The organism is Mesorhizobium sp. NZP2077 (assembly GCF_013170805.1).
Taxonomy (GTDB): domain Bacteria; phylum Pseudomonadota; class Alphaproteobacteria; order Rhizobiales; family Rhizobiaceae; genus Mesorhizobium.
In genome coordinates this window covers 4,505,705-4,520,619 of record NZ_CP051293.1, presented here as the reverse complement: position 1 = coordinate 4,520,619, position 14,915 = coordinate 4,505,705, and the positions used below count along the sequence as shown (strand labels likewise).

23 protein-coding genes are annotated in these 14,915 nt (G+C 61.6%); 20 read left to right on the top strand and 3 right to left on the bottom strand.

The genetic code is table 11. The features are described from left to right. Positions 1–33 precede the first annotated feature (33 nt). Positions 34–699, top strand: a complete 666-nt coding sequence (locus tag HGP13_RS22575; RefSeq protein WP_172229154.1) for an O-methyltransferase — start codon at positions 34–36, stop codon at positions 697–699. 34 nt (positions 700–733) lie between these two features. Continuing rightward, the gene (locus HGP13_RS22570; protein ID WP_172229152.1) at positions 734–1,105 is read left to right on the top strand and encodes a hypothetical protein; all 372 of its coding nucleotides are present in this window, start codon (positions 734–736) and stop codon (positions 1,103–1,105) included. 12 nt (positions 1,106–1,117) lie between these two features. Here the strand turns inward: HGP13_RS22570 and HGP13_RS22565 are convergent, their stop codons facing one another. The 3 genes from HGP13_RS22565 to HGP13_RS22555 form a co-directional block, all read right to left on the bottom strand. Beyond that, positions 1,118–2,041: a Gfo/Idh/MocA family oxidoreductase gene (locus tag HGP13_RS22565; RefSeq protein WP_172234810.1), complete on the bottom strand. Its 924-nt coding sequence runs from the start codon at positions 2,039–2,041 to the stop codon at positions 1,118–1,120. A gap of 105 nt (positions 2,042–2,146) precedes the next feature. Further along, positions 2,147–3,253 (bottom strand): PLP-dependent cysteine synthase family protein, encoded by a 1,107-nt coding sequence (locus tag HGP13_RS22560; RefSeq protein ID WP_246707094.1) that lies wholly within the window; start codon positions 3,251–3,253, stop codon positions 2,147–2,149. 16 nt (positions 3,254–3,269) lie between these two features. Next, positions 3,270–3,551, bottom strand: a complete 282-nt coding sequence (locus tag HGP13_RS22555; protein WP_172229148.1) for a transcriptional regulator — start codon at positions 3,549–3,551, stop codon at positions 3,270–3,272. Between the two features lie 502 nt (positions 3,552–4,053). On the opposite strand from HGP13_RS22555, the gene rpsL reads away from it, so the two are divergent. The 18 genes from rpsL to rplE all read left to right on the top strand — a co-directional run bounded on the left by rpsL (position 4,054) and on the right by rplE (position 14,889). Beyond that, positions 4,054–4,425, top strand: coding sequence for a 30S ribosomal protein S12 (gene rpsL, locus HGP13_RS22550; RefSeq protein ID WP_006333356.1), 372 nt, complete (start codon positions 4,054–4,056; stop codon positions 4,423–4,425). Positions 4,426–4,482: 57 nt separating this feature from the next. Then, complete coding sequence (gene rpsG, locus HGP13_RS22545) at positions 4,483–4,953, top strand: 30S ribosomal protein S7 (RefSeq protein ID WP_008875664.1); 471 nt, start codon at positions 4,483–4,485, stop codon at positions 4,951–4,953. A 29-nt stretch (positions 4,954–4,982) separates the two neighbouring features. After that, positions 4,983–7,073 carry an elongation factor G gene (gene fusA / locus HGP13_RS22540; RefSeq protein WP_172229146.1) on the top strand — a complete coding sequence of 697 codons (2,091 nt, stop codon included), beginning with the start codon at positions 4,983–4,985 and terminating at the stop codon, positions 7,071–7,073. A 65-nt stretch (positions 7,074–7,138) separates the two neighbouring features. Next, positions 7,139–8,314 carry an elongation factor Tu gene (tuf, locus tag HGP13_RS22535; protein WP_172229144.1) on the top strand — a complete coding sequence of 392 codons (1,176 nt, stop codon included), beginning with the start codon at positions 7,139–7,141 and terminating at the stop codon, positions 8,312–8,314. Between the two features lie 69 nt (positions 8,315–8,383). Then, a complete protein-coding gene (rpsJ, locus tag HGP13_RS22530; RefSeq protein WP_010909272.1) occupies positions 8,384–8,692 on the top strand; it encodes a 30S ribosomal protein S10 in 309 nt (102 codons plus the stop codon). A gap of 61 nt (positions 8,693–8,753) precedes the next feature. Continuing rightward, positions 8,754–9,467, top strand: a complete 714-nt coding sequence (rplC, locus tag HGP13_RS22525; RefSeq protein WP_112395064.1) for a 50S ribosomal protein L3 — start codon at positions 8,754–8,756, stop codon at positions 9,465–9,467. Continuing rightward, positions 9,467–10,087 (top strand): 50S ribosomal protein L4, encoded by a 621-nt coding sequence (rplD, locus tag HGP13_RS22520; protein ID WP_015317984.1) that lies wholly within the window; start codon positions 9,467–9,469, stop codon positions 10,085–10,087. The genes rplC and rplD overlap by 1 nt, the downstream gene beginning before the upstream one ends. Beyond that, positions 10,084–10,377, top strand: a complete 294-nt coding sequence (locus tag HGP13_RS22515) for a 50S ribosomal protein L23 (protein ID WP_010909275.1) — start codon at positions 10,084–10,086, stop codon at positions 10,375–10,377. The genes rplD and HGP13_RS22515 overlap by 4 nt, the downstream gene beginning before the upstream one ends. Positions 10,378–10,399: 22 nt before the next feature. Then, positions 10,400–11,233, top strand: a complete 834-nt coding sequence (gene rplB, locus HGP13_RS22510; protein ID WP_172229142.1) for a 50S ribosomal protein L2 — start codon at positions 10,400–10,402, stop codon at positions 11,231–11,233. Positions 11,234–11,249: 16 nt separating this feature from the next. Further along, positions 11,250–11,528, top strand: coding sequence for a 30S ribosomal protein S19 (rpsS, locus tag HGP13_RS22505; protein WP_135904000.1), 279 nt, complete (start codon positions 11,250–11,252; stop codon positions 11,526–11,528). A gap of 2 nt (positions 11,529–11,530) precedes the next feature. Next, positions 11,531–11,920, top strand: a complete 390-nt coding sequence (rplV, locus tag HGP13_RS22500; RefSeq protein WP_006205462.1) for a 50S ribosomal protein L22 — start codon at positions 11,531–11,533, stop codon at positions 11,918–11,920. Next, positions 11,920–12,645, top strand: coding sequence for a 30S ribosomal protein S3 (gene rpsC / locus HGP13_RS22495; RefSeq protein ID WP_023672753.1), 726 nt, complete (start codon positions 11,920–11,922; stop codon positions 12,643–12,645). Before rplV ends, rpsC begins: the two co-directional genes overlap by 1 nt. 27 nt (positions 12,646–12,672) lie before the next feature. Next, positions 12,673–13,086: a 50S ribosomal protein L16 gene (rplP, locus tag HGP13_RS22490; RefSeq protein ID WP_013531427.1), complete on the top strand. Its 414-nt coding sequence runs from the start codon at positions 12,673–12,675 to the stop codon at positions 13,084–13,086. Between the two features lie 12 nt (positions 13,087–13,098). Further along, entirely contained in the window at positions 13,099–13,299 is a 201-nt protein-coding gene (rpmC, locus tag HGP13_RS22485; protein ID WP_006205459.1) for a 50S ribosomal protein L29, read from the top strand. A gap of 11 nt (positions 13,300–13,310) precedes the next feature. After that, positions 13,311–13,550, top strand: coding sequence for a 30S ribosomal protein S17 (rpsQ, locus tag HGP13_RS22480; protein WP_010909280.1), 240 nt, complete (start codon positions 13,311–13,313; stop codon positions 13,548–13,550). Between the two features lie 72 nt (positions 13,551–13,622). Then, positions 13,623–13,991, top strand: coding sequence for a 50S ribosomal protein L14 (gene rplN, locus HGP13_RS22475; RefSeq protein WP_006205457.1), 369 nt, complete (start codon positions 13,623–13,625; stop codon positions 13,989–13,991). Between the two features lie 12 nt (positions 13,992–14,003). Continuing rightward, entirely contained in the window at positions 14,004–14,318 is a 315-nt protein-coding gene (rplX, locus tag HGP13_RS22470; RefSeq protein WP_006205456.1) for a 50S ribosomal protein L24, read from the top strand. Continuing rightward, positions 14,311–14,889 carry a 50S ribosomal protein L5 gene (gene rplE, locus HGP13_RS22465; RefSeq protein WP_172229140.1) on the top strand — a complete coding sequence of 193 codons (579 nt, stop codon included), beginning with the start codon at positions 14,311–14,313 and terminating at the stop codon, positions 14,887–14,889. The genes rplX and rplE overlap by 8 nt, the downstream gene beginning before the upstream one ends. Positions 14,890–14,915: the final 26 nt, after the last annotated feature.

Genomic DNA, 14,915 nt, shown 5'->3' with positions numbered 1-14,915 from the left:
GTTTTGGCTTTCAACGGATCGGAGGATAAAACGATGAGCAAGAAGATTTGGGCTGCTGTCGACGACTACATCGTTGATGCCCTGTTCGGGGCAGATCCCGCCCTCGATGCCGTTCTGGCGGCCAACCGTGATCAAGGTTTGCCACCGATCGACGTCTCGCCGGCGCAGGGCAAGCTGCTTTCGCTGCTTGCGCGCATTCAGGGAGCGAAGAAGGTTCTCGAAGTCGGCACGCTGGGCGGCTACTCCACGATCTGGATGGCGCGCGCCTTGCCGGCGAACGGCAAGATCGTGACGCTTGAACTCGACCCGCACCACGCCAGAGTCGCGCAGTCGAATTTCGAACGGGCAGGTGTGTCGGAACAGGTGGACCTGCGAATTGGGCCTGCCCTCCAGTCGCTGGCGGCGCTAGGTGCCGAAAATGCCGGGCCGTTCGATCTCATCTTCATCGACGCCGACAAGCCGAACAACCCGAATTATCTGTCCTGGGCGATGCGGCTTTCGCGGCCGGGGACAGTGATCATCTGCGACAACGTCATCCGCGACGGCGCAGTGCTCGATGAGGGCGGCCATGACGCCAATGTCGTGGGCGCTCGGGCGGCGTTCTCGTTCATAGGCGCGGAAAAGCGACTGCATGGCACCGCCATCCAGACCGTCGGCGCCAAGGGCTATGACGGCTTTGCGATTGCGATCGTCGAGTGAGAACGCAAGCCGGATTTCGAAGGGTATTGGACAAATGAAGGAGACAGCTCTCTGGGACCTGATCAACGAGCGGCGGGAGCGCATGAGCTTTGCGCAGCGAAGGCTCTGGGACACGATCAGCATTGATCCGGAACAATGGATTCACCGGACCTCGGCTGGCGCTGATCTCCACATTTGGGTTGTAGCGCTGATCGGCCGAACTGTGATCTCATACAACGACCTTGAGCACGGTTTCGACCGCTCAAATTTCGTTAGGTATGGCGAGATCACGCAGCTTGGCTGGGGGCAATCCGATCTTGAGATCGCCGTCCAAGATGTGCTGAACGAGCTGGAATTCGGACGTCGTACCGCACCAAACGTTTCCGAACCTAAGCCAGAAACATATCCCGGCCAAGGTTCACGATAGCAACGCCTCGGTTCAATCGAAGAATGCCTCGACCACGTTGCGCTTGCCGAGCATGAAGGCATCGGCGACATGCTGCAGCGGAGCCAGATCGACGTCGGACACGCCGGCGCGCACGATCTCGGCGAAGCGGCGGTAGAGCTGGGGATATTCGGCTTCGGGCTCGTCATGAACCACCTTGCCGTCGATGGCGAGCTTGGCGCCGCCACCGGAAAGCACCATCTTGCCCTGGTCGGTATCGGCCAGGATGTCCCAGCTTTGCGGGCCGGTTTGCAGCCAGTCGAGGTCCATTGTCACCGGCAATCCATCAGACGTGCGGAAGGTGACTTGCGCCGCGACCGGGGCGGCGCGGTTTTCCGGAAAGTCGAGCACGGCCGAGGTGATGAACATCGCCGGCAGGATGTGGGTTGCGATCGACAGCGCGTTGATGCCGGGATCGAAGACGCCAAAACCGCCGGGCGCCCAGATCCAGTCCTGGTTGGGGTGCCAGCGACGGACGTCCTCTTTCCAGTTGATGGCGGCCGACTTGACCTTGGCCGAAGCCAGGAAGGCGCGCGCGGCCTCCACCGCCGGCGCGTAGCGCGAATGCCAGCTGGCGAAGAGTGAGACGCCGTTGACTGTTGCCAGTCTCTTCAGGTCCTCGACCTCGCTGACCGTGGCGCCGGGCGGCTTCTCCAGGAAGACATGCTTTTTCGCGATCAGCGCCGTGCGCGCCGCATCGTAGCGGAACTGCGGCGGCATGCAGAGCGACACGGCCTCGAGTTCGGGCACTGCGTCGAGCATAGCTTCGATGGTTGGGAAATTCGGAATGTTGTCGACCTTGCCGTGCCGGCTGGCGGCGGCGATGAGGCGATAGCTCCGGTCTTTCGCCAAAGCCGGCAGGTGCTGGTCGCGGACGATCTTGCCGACACCGACGATGCCGATCTTGATGGGGCCTATCTTGATGGGCTCGGACACGGTCGCTCCGTCTGTTTGGTGATGGTGAGCTTTCTAGCAGAACACTTGCCCCGGGCAAGCCGAGGCCGCCACATGGGAGCCGAAAGCTCAACCCCAGCTTTCCTCGAATTGCAGCGCCAGCTTTTCGCCCGCCAGAAAGGCTTCGATCGCCGGTTCGAAGGGCGAGGGGGCGAGGCCGTTGGCGGCCAGCCACTCGTTGGAATAATAGGTGTTGGCATAGCGGTCGCCGGAATCACAGATCAGCGTCACCAGCGAACCCGTCTTGCCATGCTCGATCATGCGCGCGGCCTGAAAACACATGGCGATGAAGTTGGTGCCGGTCGAGCCGCCGACTCGGCGGCCGAGTCGGCGCGACAACACCCGCATCGCCGCCAGCGACAACGCATCCGGTACCCTCAGCATGTGGTCGATCACGCCGGGCACGAAGGATGGCTCCATACGCGGCCGGCCGATGCCCTCGATTCGCGACGGCTGCTCGCAGCGGCAATCGCGATCATGCGTGGCAAAGCCGTCAAAGAAAGCCGAGCGCTCGACGTCCACGACCGACAGCCGGGTCGCATGCCGCTTGTAGCGCAGGTAGCGGCCGATCGTGGCCGTGGTGCCGCCGGTGCCGGCACTCATCACGATCCAGCTTGGGATCGGGTGCCTCTCCTCGCGCATCTGACCGAAGATGGAATCGGCGATATTGTTGTTGCCGCGCCAGTCGGTGGCCCGTTCGGCGTGGGTGAACTGATCCACGAAATGACCGCCGAGCCGCTCCGTGAGTTCGGCCGACTCAGCATAGATTCGCCTGCCGTCATCGATGAAATGACAGTTGCCGCCATAGTGTTCGATCGCGGCTATCTTCTCGCGCGACGTTGAACGCGGCATCACCGCATAGAACGGCACGCCGATCATGCGGGCGAAATAGGCTTCCGACACCGCCGTCGAACCGGATGACGCCTCGATCACAGGCGCTCCTTCGCGAATGAGGCCGTTGCACAGGCCATAGAGAAACAGGGAACGCGCCAGCCGGTGCTTCAGGCTGCCGGTCGGATGGGTGGATTCATCCTTGAGATAGAAGTCGATGCCAGCCAGCGCCGGCAGGTCGAGTTTCCAGAGGTGGGTGTCGGCCGAACGGTGCTGGTCGGCCTCGATCGCGGCGACCGCCCGGTCGGCCCAGGCCCGGGATGCAGGTTCCTTCGATCCAGCCATCATCAATGCCCTGGTTTCAGATAGGCACGTCGAAGGTGACGATCGACACTTCACCTTCGAGCGCGCCTTGGAAGGCGGAAAGATGCGGCTCCTCGTCGGGCACGCCGTCCATGTCGCCGATCTGGTCGAGTTCGGCCTCGGCGTAGCCCTCCGCCGCAAGCGATTCGAGCGCGCGGCGCACTGCCGAATCGTCGTCGGGCGCAACCAGCATGACATGCACGCCTTCGACTCTGCCGCCCTTCCTCTTCCATACCCGACCGGTGATGATGGTGACCGGGCGCTCCTCATTGTCGTTCACGGGCTGATTCCTGTTTTTTGCCAAAGAGAATGGGTGGGCGAGGGGATTTGGGCTACTCATGCGGACTTTTCGCATGAAGCATGGCTTTGCAACAGTCGAAAGCCATTCACTTTGCTAAAGGCTTGGCACTTTCTTCCTCGCGCTTGCAAAACGGCGAAAGAAAATTACATGCGGTTTTCGCATAGCTGCCAAGCCCCGGCTTCGATGCAATATTTGCCACTCCGGGGTTGACGGTTCGCGGGCTTACGAGTAGAAGCCGCCCAGTCAGAACCGATGTGAGGCTCTCCCTTCCGAAGCGACACGCTTTGGAGTTTGCCTCAAACAGGGTTCGTTTTACGAGCGAAAAGACATTTCCGGCGTGCATGAAGCGGCTTCCGCTTCCTCTGCCATTTGTTCGGGCAAGACCGCGAGGCGCGGTTTATGGCCCGAATTTGCGTATGGAAATGACGCTTTGAGCGGCCCTGACCGGGCGAGACACGGAATTGAGAGACAAGAGGGTTTAATGCCTACCGTCAACCAGCTGATCCGCAAGCCGCGCATTGCGCCGGTGAAGCGCAACAAGGTCCCGGCCATGCAGCAGAACCCGCAGAAGCGGGGCGTCTGCACGCGCGTCTATACAACGACGCCGAAGAAGCCGAACTCGGCGCTGCGCAAGGTGGCCAAGATCCGCCTGACCAATGGTTTTGAAGTGATCGGTTACATCCCCGGCGAAGGTCACAACCTTCAGGAACACTCCGTGGTCATGATCCGCGGCGGCCGCGTCAAGGATCTTCCGGGCGTTCGCTACCACATCATCCGCGGCGTGCTCGACACGCAGGGCGTGAAGAACCGCAAGCAGCGCCGTTCGAAGTACGGCGCCAAGCGTCCGAAGTAAGATTTTCCGGCCTTGTCGCTTTCCGGCGCAAGGCTACGAGATTGAGAGACAAGAACCATGTCCCGTCGTCACAGTGCAGAAAAGCGTGAGATCAACCCGGATCCGAAGTTCGGCGATCTGATCGTTACCAAGTTCATGAACGCCGTCATGTATGACGGCAAGAAGTCGGTCGCCGAGACCATCGTCTACGGCGCGCTCGACCAGGTTCAGTCGAAGACCAAGCAGGAGCCGGTCACCGTCTTCCATCAGGCGCTCGACAATGTCGCACCGCATGTGGAAGTGCGGTCGCGTCGCGTCGGCGGCGCCACCTACCAGGTTCCGGTCGACGTGCGCCCCGAGCGCCGTCAGGCGCTGGCCATTCGTTGGCTGATCGCTGCCGCCCGCAACCGCAACGAGACGACGATGGTCGACCGCCTGTCGGGCGAGCTGATGGACGCGGCCAACAACCGCGGCACCGCCGTCAAGAAGCGTGAAGACACCCACAAGATGGCTGAAGCCAACCGCGCTTTCGCGCACTACCGCTGGTAAAGCGCGAACGAGACTGAGAGGCAGCTACGATGGCCCGCGAATACAAAATCGAAGACTACCGCAATTTCGGTATCATGGCGCATATTGACGCCGGCAAGACGACGACCACCGAGCGCGTCCTCTATTACACGGGCAAGTCGCACAAGATCGGCGAAGTGCACGATGGCGCTGCCACCATGGATTGGATGGAGCAGGAGCAGGAGCGCGGCATCACCATTACGTCCGCCGCGACCACGACCTTCTGGAAGGGTCGTAGCGGCAAGATGTACCGCTTCAACATTATCGACACCCCCGGACACGTCGACTTCACCATTGAAGTCGAGCGTTCGCTGCGCGTTCTCGACGGCGCCATTGCGCTGCTCGATGCCAATGCCGGCGTCGAGCCGCAGACGGAAACCGTCTGGCGCCAGGCCGACAAGTACCGCGTTCCGCGCATGATCTTCTGCAACAAGATGGACAAGATCGGCGCCGACTTCTACCGCTCGGTCGAGATGATCGGCTCGCGCCTCGGTGCGCATGCCGTCGTCATGCAGCTGCCGATCGGCGCCGAGACCGAGTTCAAGGGCGTTGTCGACCTCGTCGAGATGAACGCGCTTGTCTGGCGCGACGAGACGCTGGGCGCTGCCTGGGACGTCGTCGAGATCCCGGCCGACCTTCAGGCTCGTGCCGAAGAATACCGCGAGAAGATGATCGAAGCCGCCGTCGAAATGGACGAGACGGCTCTCGAGAATTACCTCGAAGGCAAGATGCCGTCGAACGACGAGATCCGCGCGCTGATCCGCAAGGGCACCATCGCGGTCAAGTTCTACCCGATGTTCTGCGGCTCGGCCTTCAAGAACAAGGGCGTGCAGCCACTGCTCGACGCCGTCGTCGAATATCTGCCGTCGCCGGCCGATGTTCCCGCCATCAAGGGTGTCGATGCCAAGACCGACGCCGAGATCGAGCGTCACGCCGACGACAGCGAGCCGCTGTCGATGCTCGCCTTCAAGATCATGAACGACCCGTTCGTCGGTTCGCTCACCTTTGCCCGCATCTATTCGGGCAAGCTCACCAAGGGCATCTCGGTCGACAACACCGTCAAGGGCAAGAAGGAGCGCATTGGCCGCATGCTGCAGATGCATGCGAACTCGCGCGCCGACGTCGAAGAGGCTTTTGCCGGCGACATCGTCGCTCTGGCCGGCCTCAAGGACACGACCACCGGCGATACGCTCAGCGATCCGCTGCACCCGGTCATCCTGGAGCGCATGGAATTCCCGGATCCGGTCATCCAGATCGCCATCGAGCCGAAGACCAAGAACGACCAGGAAAAGATGGGCCTCGCCCTTCACCGCCTCGCCGCCGAGGATCCGTCCTTCCGCGTCAAGACCGATGAGGAATCCGGCCAAACCATCATTTCCGGTATGGGCGAGCTCCACCTCGACATCATCGTCGACCGCATGCGTCGCGAGTTCAAGGTCGAGGCCAATGTCGGCGCTCCGCAGGTGGCCTATCGCGAGACGATCACCCGCAAGCACGAGCAGGACTACACGCACAAGAAGCAGACCGGTGGTACCGGTCAGTTCGCTCGCGTCAAGATCGTCTTCGAGCCGAACCCGGAAAGCAGCGAGTTCGAGTTCGAGACCAAGATCGTCGGCGGCGCCGTGCCGAAGGAATACATCCCCGGTGTCGAGAAGGGCATCAACAGTGTCATGACCTCGGGTCCGTTCGCGGGCTTCCCGATGATCGGCGTCAAGGCAACCCTGATCGACGGCGCTTACCACGACGTGGACTCCAGCGTTCTGGCCTTCGAAATCGCCGGCCGCGCCTGCTTCCGTGAAGCCGCACCCAAGCTTGGCGTGCAGCTGCTCGAGCCGATCATGAAGGTCGAAGTCGTGACTCCGGAAGATTACGTCGGCAGCGTCATTGGTGACCTGAACGGCCGTCGTGGCCAGATCCAGGGCCAGGAAGCGCGTGGCGTGGCTGTCGTCATCAACGCGATGGTGCCGCTCGCCAACATGTTCAAGTACGTCGACAACCTGCGCTCGATGAGCCAGGGCCGCGCGGCCTACACGATGCAGTTCGATCACTACGAGCCTGTGCCGACCGCGGTCGCCCAGGAAGTTCAGAAGAAATACGCGTAACCGGAACGGGTTGCATCGGTAACTTAATTCAAGGCCCGTATGGGCGAGCAGATTGGAGACATCACATGGCAAAAGGTAAATTCGAGCGTAACAAGCCTCATGTGAACATCGGCACGATTGGTCACGTTGACCATGGCAAGACGTCGCTGACGGCGGCGATCACGAAGTATTTTGGCGAGTACAAGCGCTACGACCAGATCGATGCGGCGCCCGAAGAGAAGGCCCGCGGCATCACCATCTCGACGGCTCACGTCGAATACGAGACGGCTGCCCGCCACTACGCTCACGTCGACTGCCCCGGCCACGCCGACTATGTGAAGAACATGATCACCGGTGCCGCGCAGATGGACGGCGCGATTCTGGTCGTGTCGGCCGCCGACGGCCCGATGCCGCAGACCCGCGAGCACATCCTGCTTGCCCGTCAGGTCGGCGTGCCGTCGATCGTGGTGTTCTTGAACAAGGTCGACCAGGTCGACGACGCCGAGCTGCTCGAACTGGTCGAGCTCGAGGTTCGCGAGCTTCTGTCGAAGAACGAGTTCCCCGGCGACGACATTCCGATCGTCAAGGGTTCGGCGCTTGCCGCTCTTGAAGATTCCAACAAGACGATCGGTGAAGACGCGATCCGCGAGCTGATGGCTGCGGTCGACGCCTACATCCCGACCCCGGTTCGTCCGCTCGACAAGCCGTTCCTGATGCCGATCGAAGACGTGTTCTCGATCTCGGGCCGTGGCACGGTCGTCACCGGCCGCGTCGAGCGCGGCGTGGTCAAGGTTGGCGAGGAACTCGAGATCATCGGCATCCGTCCGACGACCAAGACGACCTGCACGGGCGTTGAAATGTTCCGCAAGCTGCTCGATCAGGGCCAGGCTGGCGACAACATCGGCGCGCTGCTGCGCGGCGTTGATCGTGAAGGCGTCGAGCGCGGCCAGGTTCTGGCCAAGCCGGGCACGGTGAAGCCGCACAAGAAGTTCGTGGCTGAAGCCTACATCCTGACCAAGGACGAGGGTGGCCGTCACACGCCGTTCTTCACCAACTACCGTCCGCAGTTCTACTTCCGCACGACCGACGTGACCGGCATCGTGTCGCTGCCGGAAGGCACCGAGATGGTGATGCCCGGCGACAACATCACGGTCGATGTCGAGCTGATCGTGCCGATCGCCATGGAAGAGAAGCTGCGCTTCGCTATCCGTGAAGGCGGCCGCACCGTCGGTGCCGGCATCGTCGTCACCATCAAAGAGTAATTTGGACTTAAACCGATCTGTCGCGGGCGCGGAAGTTGCCCGCGCCGCGCCAGAACAAGGAAGTGACGCATGAACGGACAGAATATCCGCATCCGCCTGAAGGCGTTTGATCACCGCGTGCTCGACGCCTCGACGAAGGAAATCGTGTCGACGGCCAAGCGCACCGGTGCCAACGTCCGCGGCCCCATTCCGCTGCCGACGCGGATCGAAAAGTTTACGGTCAACCGGTCGCCTCACGTCGACAAGAAGAGCCGCGAGCAGTTCGAGATGCGCACGCACAAGCGTCTGCTCGACATCGTCGATCCGACCCCGCAGACCGTCGATGCTTTGATGAAGCTCGATCTGGCCGCCGGCGTCGACGTCGAGATCAAGCTCTAAGGGAATGAGAGCGCGGTAAGGGGCGGTGCCCCTGGCCCGGAACTCTAAAGGAATTGAACCGATGCGTTCAGGTGTGATTGCAAAGAAGGTGGGAATGACCCGCATCTACAACGATGCCGGGGAACATGTTCCCGTCACCGTTCTCCAGATGGAGAACTGCCAGGTCGTGGCGCAGCGCACGCAGGAGAAGAATGGCTACACCGCCGTTCAGCTCGGCGTTGGCCTCGCCAAGGTGAAGAACACGTCGAAGGCGATGCGCGGCCATTTCGCGACCGCTTCCGTCGAGCCGAAGGCGAAGGTCGCCGAGTTTCGCGTCTCCGCCGACAACATGATCGATGTCGGCGCCGAGATCACCGTCGAGCACTTCGTCGCCGGCCAGAAGGTCGACGTGACGGGCACGACGATTGGTAAGGGTTTCCAGGGCGTCATCAAGCGCCACCACATGGGTGGTGGCCGCGCGACGCACGGTAACTCGGTTTCGCACCGTACGCACGGTTCGACCGGCCAGCGCCAGGACCCGGGCAAGGTGTTCAAGGGCAAGCATATGGCTGGCCACATGGGCGACACCCGCGTCACCACACAGAATGTCGAGATCGTTTCGACCGACGCCGATCGCGGCCTGATCCTGATCCGCGGTGCGGTTCCCGGATCGAAGGGCGCCTGGATCCTGGTCCGCGATGCGGCCAAGGTGGCACTGCCGGCCAATGCGCCGAAGCCTGCCGCGATCCGCGCCGTTGCCAAGAACGAGGCTCCGGCCGCAGAGGGAGCAGAATAATGGATCTCAAGATCACAACGCTCGGCGGTAAAGACGCCGGCAAGGTGGAACTCTCCGACGGGATTTTCGGCCTTGATCCGCGCGAGGACATCCTGCAGCGCGTCGTGCGCTGGCAGCTTGCCAAGAAGCAGCAGGGCACGCACAAGGCCAAGGGCCGCGCCGAAATCGCGCGCACCGGCGCCAAGATGTACAAGCAGAAGGGTACGGGCCGCGCCCGTCACCATTCGGCACGCGCTCCGCAGTTCCGCGGCGGCGGCAAGGCCCACGGCCCGGTCGTTCGCAGCCATGAGCATGAGCTGCCCAAGAAGGTTCGTGCGCTTGGCCTCAAGCATGCTCTCTCCGCCAAGGCCAAGAGCGCGTCGATCATCATCATCGACGAGCTGAAGCTGACCGAGGCCAAGACGAAGGCGCTGATCGCGAATTTCGCGACGCTGGGCCTGACCAACGCCCTGGTGATTGGCGGCGCCGAGCTTGACAAGAACTTCAAGCTGGCAGCCACCAACATCCCGAACATCGACGTGCTGCCCATCCAGGGCATCAACGTCTACGACATTCTGCGCCGCGGCACGCTGGTCCTTTCGAAGGCCGCCGTCGAGGCTCTCGAGGAGCGCTTTAAATGACCGACCTTCGTCATTACGACGTGATCGTCTCGCCGGCGATCACCGAAAAGTCGACCATGGCCTCCGAGCAGAACCAGGTCGTCTTCAACGTCGCCAAGAAGGCGTCGAAGCCGGAAATCAAGGCCGCCGTCGAAGCGCTGTTCGGCGTCAAGGTGATGGCCGTGAACACACTTGTCCGCAAGGGCAAGATCAAGCGCTTCCGCGGCACGATCGGCCGCCAGAGCGACGTCAAGAAGGCGATTGTGACGCTGGCCGACGGCCAGTCGATCGACGTCGCGACGGGTCTCTGAGCAAGGCCGCGAGGACAGAACAATGGCACTGAAAAAATTCAACCCGGTTACGCCGAGCACCCGCCAGCTGGTCATCGTCGACCGCTCGGGCCTCTACAAGGGCAAGCCCGTCAAGGGTTTGACCGAGGGCCTGACCAAGTCGGGCGGCCGCAACAATCACGGTCGTATCACCGCCCGTTTCATCGGTGGTGGCCACAAGCGTTCGTACCGCATCATCGACTTCAAGCGTCGCAAGTTCGACGTTGTCGGCACGGTCGAGCGTATCGAGTATGATCCGAACCGCACCGCCTTCATCGCGCTGATCAAGTATGATGATGGTGAGCTGTCCTACATCATTGCTCCGCAGCGTCTGGCTCCCGGCGACAAGATCGTGGCTGGCGAATCGGTCGACGTGAAGCCGGGCAACGCGATGCCGCTGGCCTCGATGCCGGTCGGCACCATCGTCCACAACATCGAGCTGAAGCCGGGCAAGGGCGCCCAGGTCGCCCGTTCGGCAGGCGGCTACGGCCAGCTGGTCGGTCGTGACCAGGGCATGGCGATCCTGCGCCTCAATTCGGGCGAGCAGCGTGTCGTTCACGGCTCCTGCATGGCCACTGTCGGTGCCGTGTCCAATCCGGACCACGGCAACATCAACGACGGCAAGGCCGGCCGCACGGTTTGGCGTGGCAAGCGTCCGCACAATCGCGGCGTGACCATGAACCCGGTTGACCACCCGCACGGCGGCGGCGAAGGCCGCACCTCCGGTGGTCGTCATCCGGTCAGCCCGTGGGGCAAGCCGACCAAGGGCAAGAAGACGCGGTCCAATAAGGCGACCGACAAGTTCATCCTGCGCTCGCGCCATCAGCGCAAGAGCTAAGAAGAGGTAACGCCAAGTGACTCGTTCTATTTGGAAAGGCCCCTTCATCGACGGCTACCTTCTCAAGAAGGTGGACAAGGTTCGTGAAGGTGGTCGCAATGAGGTGATCAAGATGTGGAGCCGTCGCTCCACCATCCTGCCGCAGTTCGTCGGCTTCACCTTCGGTGTCTATAACGGCCAGAAGCATGTTCCCGTTTCGGTGAACGAGGACATGGTCGGTCATAAGTTCGGTGAATTCGCTCCGACGCGGACCTATTTCGGTCACGGCGCGGATAAGAAGGCGAAGAGGAAATAATCATGGGCAAGGCCAAAGCTCCGCGCAGGCTTGCTGACAACGAAGCGCGCGCCGTATTGCGCACGATCCGTATCAGCCCGCAGAAGCTGAACCTCGTTGCCGCGCTGATCCGCGGCAAGAAGGTCGCGACAGCGCTTTCCGACCTCGAATTCTCGGCCAAGCGGATTTCCGGCACGGTCAAGAAGACTCTCGAGTCGGCGATTGCCAACGCGGAAAACAACCACGACCTGGATGTCGATGCGCTGATCGTGGCGGAAGCCTATGTCGGCAAGTCGATCGTCATGAAGCGGTTCCACGCTCGTGGCCGTGGTCGCGCCAGCCGTATCGAGAAGCCGTTCTCGCACCTCACGATCGTCGTTCGTGAAGTCGAAGAAAAAGGGGAGGCCGCATAATGGGCCAGAAAGTCAATCCGATCGGTCTTCGCCTCGGCATCAACCGCACCTGGGATTCGCGCTGGTTCGCGAACACGGGCGAGTACGGCAAGCTGCTGCATGAGGACATCAAGATCCGCAAGTATCTTGAGAAGGAACTCAAGCAGGCCGCGATCTCCAAGGTCGTGATCGAGCGTCCGCACAAGAAGTGCCGCGTCACCATCCACGCCGCGCGCCCGGGTCTGATCATCGGCAAGAAGGGCGCCGACATCGAGAAGCTTCGCAAGAAGCTGATGGAGATGACGAAGTCCGAGACGCATCTCAACATCGTTGAAGTGCGCAAGCCGGAAATCGACGCGACCCTGGTCGCCCAGTCGATCGCCCAGCAGCTCGAGCGTCGTATCGCGTTCCGCCGCGCCATGAAGCGCGCCGTTCAGTCGGCGATGCGCCTCGGTGCCGAAGGCATCCGCATCAACTGCGCCGGCCGTCTTGGCGGCGCCGAGATCGCGCGCATGGAATGGTATCGTGAAGGCCGCGTCCCGCTGCATACGCTGCGCGCCGATGTCGACTACGGCACGGCCGAAGCGCATACGGCTTACGGTATCTGCGGCGTCAAGGTCTGGGTATTCAAGGGCGAGATCCTCGAGCACGATCCGATGGCTTCGGAGCGTCGCGCGACCGAGGGTGATGCTGCGCATGGCGGTGGTGGTGATCGCGAACGCGGTCGTCGTCGCGAAAACGCCTGAGACATTTAGGAATTTGGAGTTAGAACGATGCTGCAGCCAAAGCGCACAAAGTTCCGCAAGCAGTTCAAGGGCCGTATCCATGGTACCGCAAAGGGCGGCACCAACCTGGATTTCGGTGGTTTCGGGCTGAAGGCGCTTGAGCCGAACCGCGTCACCGCACGTGAGATCGAGGCGGCTCGCCGCGCGATCACGCGTGAAATGAAGCGAGCCGGCCGCGTCTGGATCCGTATTTTCCCAGACGTGCCGGTCACCTCGAAGCCGACCGAAGTGCGCATGGGCAAGGGCAAGGGCGCGGTCGACTATTGGGCGGCGCGCGTCAAGCCGGGCCGCATCATGTTCGAGATCGACGGCGTCAATGAAGAAACCGCCCGTGAGGCGCTGCGTCTCGGCGCAGCCAAGCTCTCGGTCAAGACGCGCTTCGTACAGCGCATCGCAGAATAGGACGGGCTGATCATGAAAGCCGAAGACATCCGGACCAAGACCCAGGATCAGCTGACCGACGACCTGGCCAGCCTGAAGAAGGAGCAGTTCAACCTGCGCTTCCAGAAGGCCACCGGCCAGCTTGAGAAGACCGCGCGCGTGAGACAGGTCCGTAAGGACATTGCGCGCATCAAGACCATCGCTGCGGAAAAGTCCGCGGCTAAGAAGGCTTAAGGACGAAAACCATGCCAAAGCGCATTCTGCAGGGCACCGTCGTCAGCGACAAGAACGAGAAGACGGTTGTCGTCAAGGTCGAACGGCGCTTCACGCATCCCGTGATGAAGAAGACCGTGCGCATGACCAAGAAGTACAAGGCGCACGACGAGAACAACGCCCACAAGGTTGGCGATCAGGTGTTCATCCAGGAGTCGAAGCCGATTTCCAAGGATAAGCGCTGGATCGTCGTGTCTTCGGACCAGGCGTAAACAAACGAATTTTGGACAGACCGGGGAGGGGCTTCGAGCCTGTCCCGTTAGAAAAGAAGAAGGCGGCCAGTCATGATTCAGATGCAAACAAACCTCGACGTGGCGGATAATTCCGGCGCGCGTCGTGTCATGTGCATCAAGGTGCTGGGCGGCTCGAAGCGGAAATACGCTTCCGTGGGCGACATCATCGTGGTGTCCATCAAGGAAGCCATTCCGCGCGGCCGCGTTAAGAAGGGCGATGTGATGAAGGCGGTCGTGGTTCGCACGGCCAAGGACATCCGCCGCCCGGACGGCAGCGTGATCCGTTTCGACAAGAACGCGGCCGTTCTGGTCGACAACAAGAAAGAGCCGATCGGCACGCGTATCTTCGGACCGGTTCCGCGCGAACTCCGCGCCAAGAACCACATGAAGATCATCTCGCTCGCGCCTGAAGTGCTGTAAGGAGCCGGACCAATGCAAAAGATTAGAAAAGGCGACAAGGTCGTCGTGCTGGCCGGCAAGGACAAGGGCCGTTCGGGCGAAGTCCTGTCGGTTCAGCCGAAGGATGACACCGCGCTGGTGCGCGGCGTCAACATGATCCGTCGTCACCAGAAGCAGTCCCAGTCCCAAGAGGGCGGGATCATCACCAAGGAAGCGCCGATCCAGCTGTCGAACATCGCGCTGGCCGACCCCAAGGACGGCAAGCCGACCCGCGTCGGTTTCATCTTCCAGAAGGACGGCAAGAAGGTGCGCGTCGCCAAGCGCTCGGGAGAAGTCATCAATGGCTAAGTCTCAAACCAAGCAGGCGACTGCAACCAACACGCCGCGCCTCAAGCAGGTCTACAACGAGACCATCCGCAAGGCGCTGCAGGAGCAGTTCGGCTACGACAACGACATGCAGGTTCCGCGCCTCGACAAGATCGTGCTGAACATGGGTGTCGGCGAAGCGACCGCCGATTCCAAGAAGCCTTCGGTTGCGGCCGAAGACCTGGCGATGATCGCCGGCCAGAAGGCCGTCGTCACCCGCGCACGCAATTCGATCGCAGGCTTCAAGGTCCGCGAGAACATGCCGATCGGCGCCAAGGTCACGCTGCGCAAGGAACGTATGTACGAATTCCTCGACCGCCTCGTGAACATCGCACTGCCGCGCGTCCGCGACTTCCGCGGACTGAACCCCAAGAGCTTCGATGGCCGTGGCAACTACGCCATGGGCATCAAGGAGCACATCGTGTTCCCGGAGATCAACTACGACAAGGTTGATCAGATCTGGGGCATGGACGTCATCGTTTGTACGACTGCGAAGACGGACGACGAAGCCAGGGCATTGCTCAAGGCTTTCAACTTCCCCTTCCGCCAGTAACGGCAGCGAGAAAAGGAAAAATCTGA

Coding starts and splice junctions, on each gene's coding strand:
- HGP13_RS22575 (WP_172229154.1), top strand. CDS start 34: ATGAGCAAGAAGATTTGGGCTGCTGTCGACGACTACATCGTTGATGCC.
- HGP13_RS22570 (WP_172229152.1), top strand. CDS start 734: ATGAAGGAGACAGCTCTCTGGGACCTGATCAACGAGCGGCGGGAGCGC.
- HGP13_RS22560 (WP_246707094.1), bottom strand. CDS start 3,253: ATGGCTGGATCGAAGGAACCTGCATCCCGGGCCTGGGCCGACCGGGCG.
- rpsL (WP_006333356.1), top strand. CDS start 4,054: ATGCCTACCGTCAACCAGCTGATCCGCAAGCCGCGCATTGCGCCGGTG.
- rpsG (WP_008875664.1), top strand. CDS start 4,483: ATGTCCCGTCGTCACAGTGCAGAAAAGCGTGAGATCAACCCGGATCCG.
- fusA (WP_172229146.1), top strand. CDS start 4,983: ATGGCCCGCGAATACAAAATCGAAGACTACCGCAATTTCGGTATCATG.
- tuf (WP_172229144.1), top strand. CDS start 7,139: ATGGCAAAAGGTAAATTCGAGCGTAACAAGCCTCATGTGAACATCGGC.
- rpsJ (WP_010909272.1), top strand. CDS start 8,384: ATGAACGGACAGAATATCCGCATCCGCCTGAAGGCGTTTGATCACCGC.
- rplC (WP_112395064.1), top strand. CDS start 8,754: ATGCGTTCAGGTGTGATTGCAAAGAAGGTGGGAATGACCCGCATCTAC.
- rplD (WP_015317984.1), top strand. CDS start 9,467: ATGGATCTCAAGATCACAACGCTCGGCGGTAAAGACGCCGGCAAGGTG.
- HGP13_RS22515 (WP_010909275.1), top strand. CDS start 10,084: ATGACCGACCTTCGTCATTACGACGTGATCGTCTCGCCGGCGATCACC.
- rplB (WP_172229142.1), top strand. CDS start 10,400: ATGGCACTGAAAAAATTCAACCCGGTTACGCCGAGCACCCGCCAGCTG.
- rplV (WP_006205462.1), top strand. CDS start 11,531: ATGGGCAAGGCCAAAGCTCCGCGCAGGCTTGCTGACAACGAAGCGCGC.
- rpsC (WP_023672753.1), top strand. CDS start 11,920: ATGGGCCAGAAAGTCAATCCGATCGGTCTTCGCCTCGGCATCAACCGC.
- rplP (WP_013531427.1), top strand. CDS start 12,673: ATGCTGCAGCCAAAGCGCACAAAGTTCCGCAAGCAGTTCAAGGGCCGT.
- rpmC (WP_006205459.1), top strand. CDS start 13,099: ATGAAAGCCGAAGACATCCGGACCAAGACCCAGGATCAGCTGACCGAC.
- rpsQ (WP_010909280.1), top strand. CDS start 13,311: ATGCCAAAGCGCATTCTGCAGGGCACCGTCGTCAGCGACAAGAACGAG.
- rplN (WP_006205457.1), top strand. CDS start 13,623: ATGATTCAGATGCAAACAAACCTCGACGTGGCGGATAATTCCGGCGCG.
- rplX (WP_006205456.1), top strand. CDS start 14,004: ATGCAAAAGATTAGAAAAGGCGACAAGGTCGTCGTGCTGGCCGGCAAG.
- rplE (WP_172229140.1), top strand. CDS start 14,311: ATGGCTAAGTCTCAAACCAAGCAGGCGACTGCAACCAACACGCCGCGC.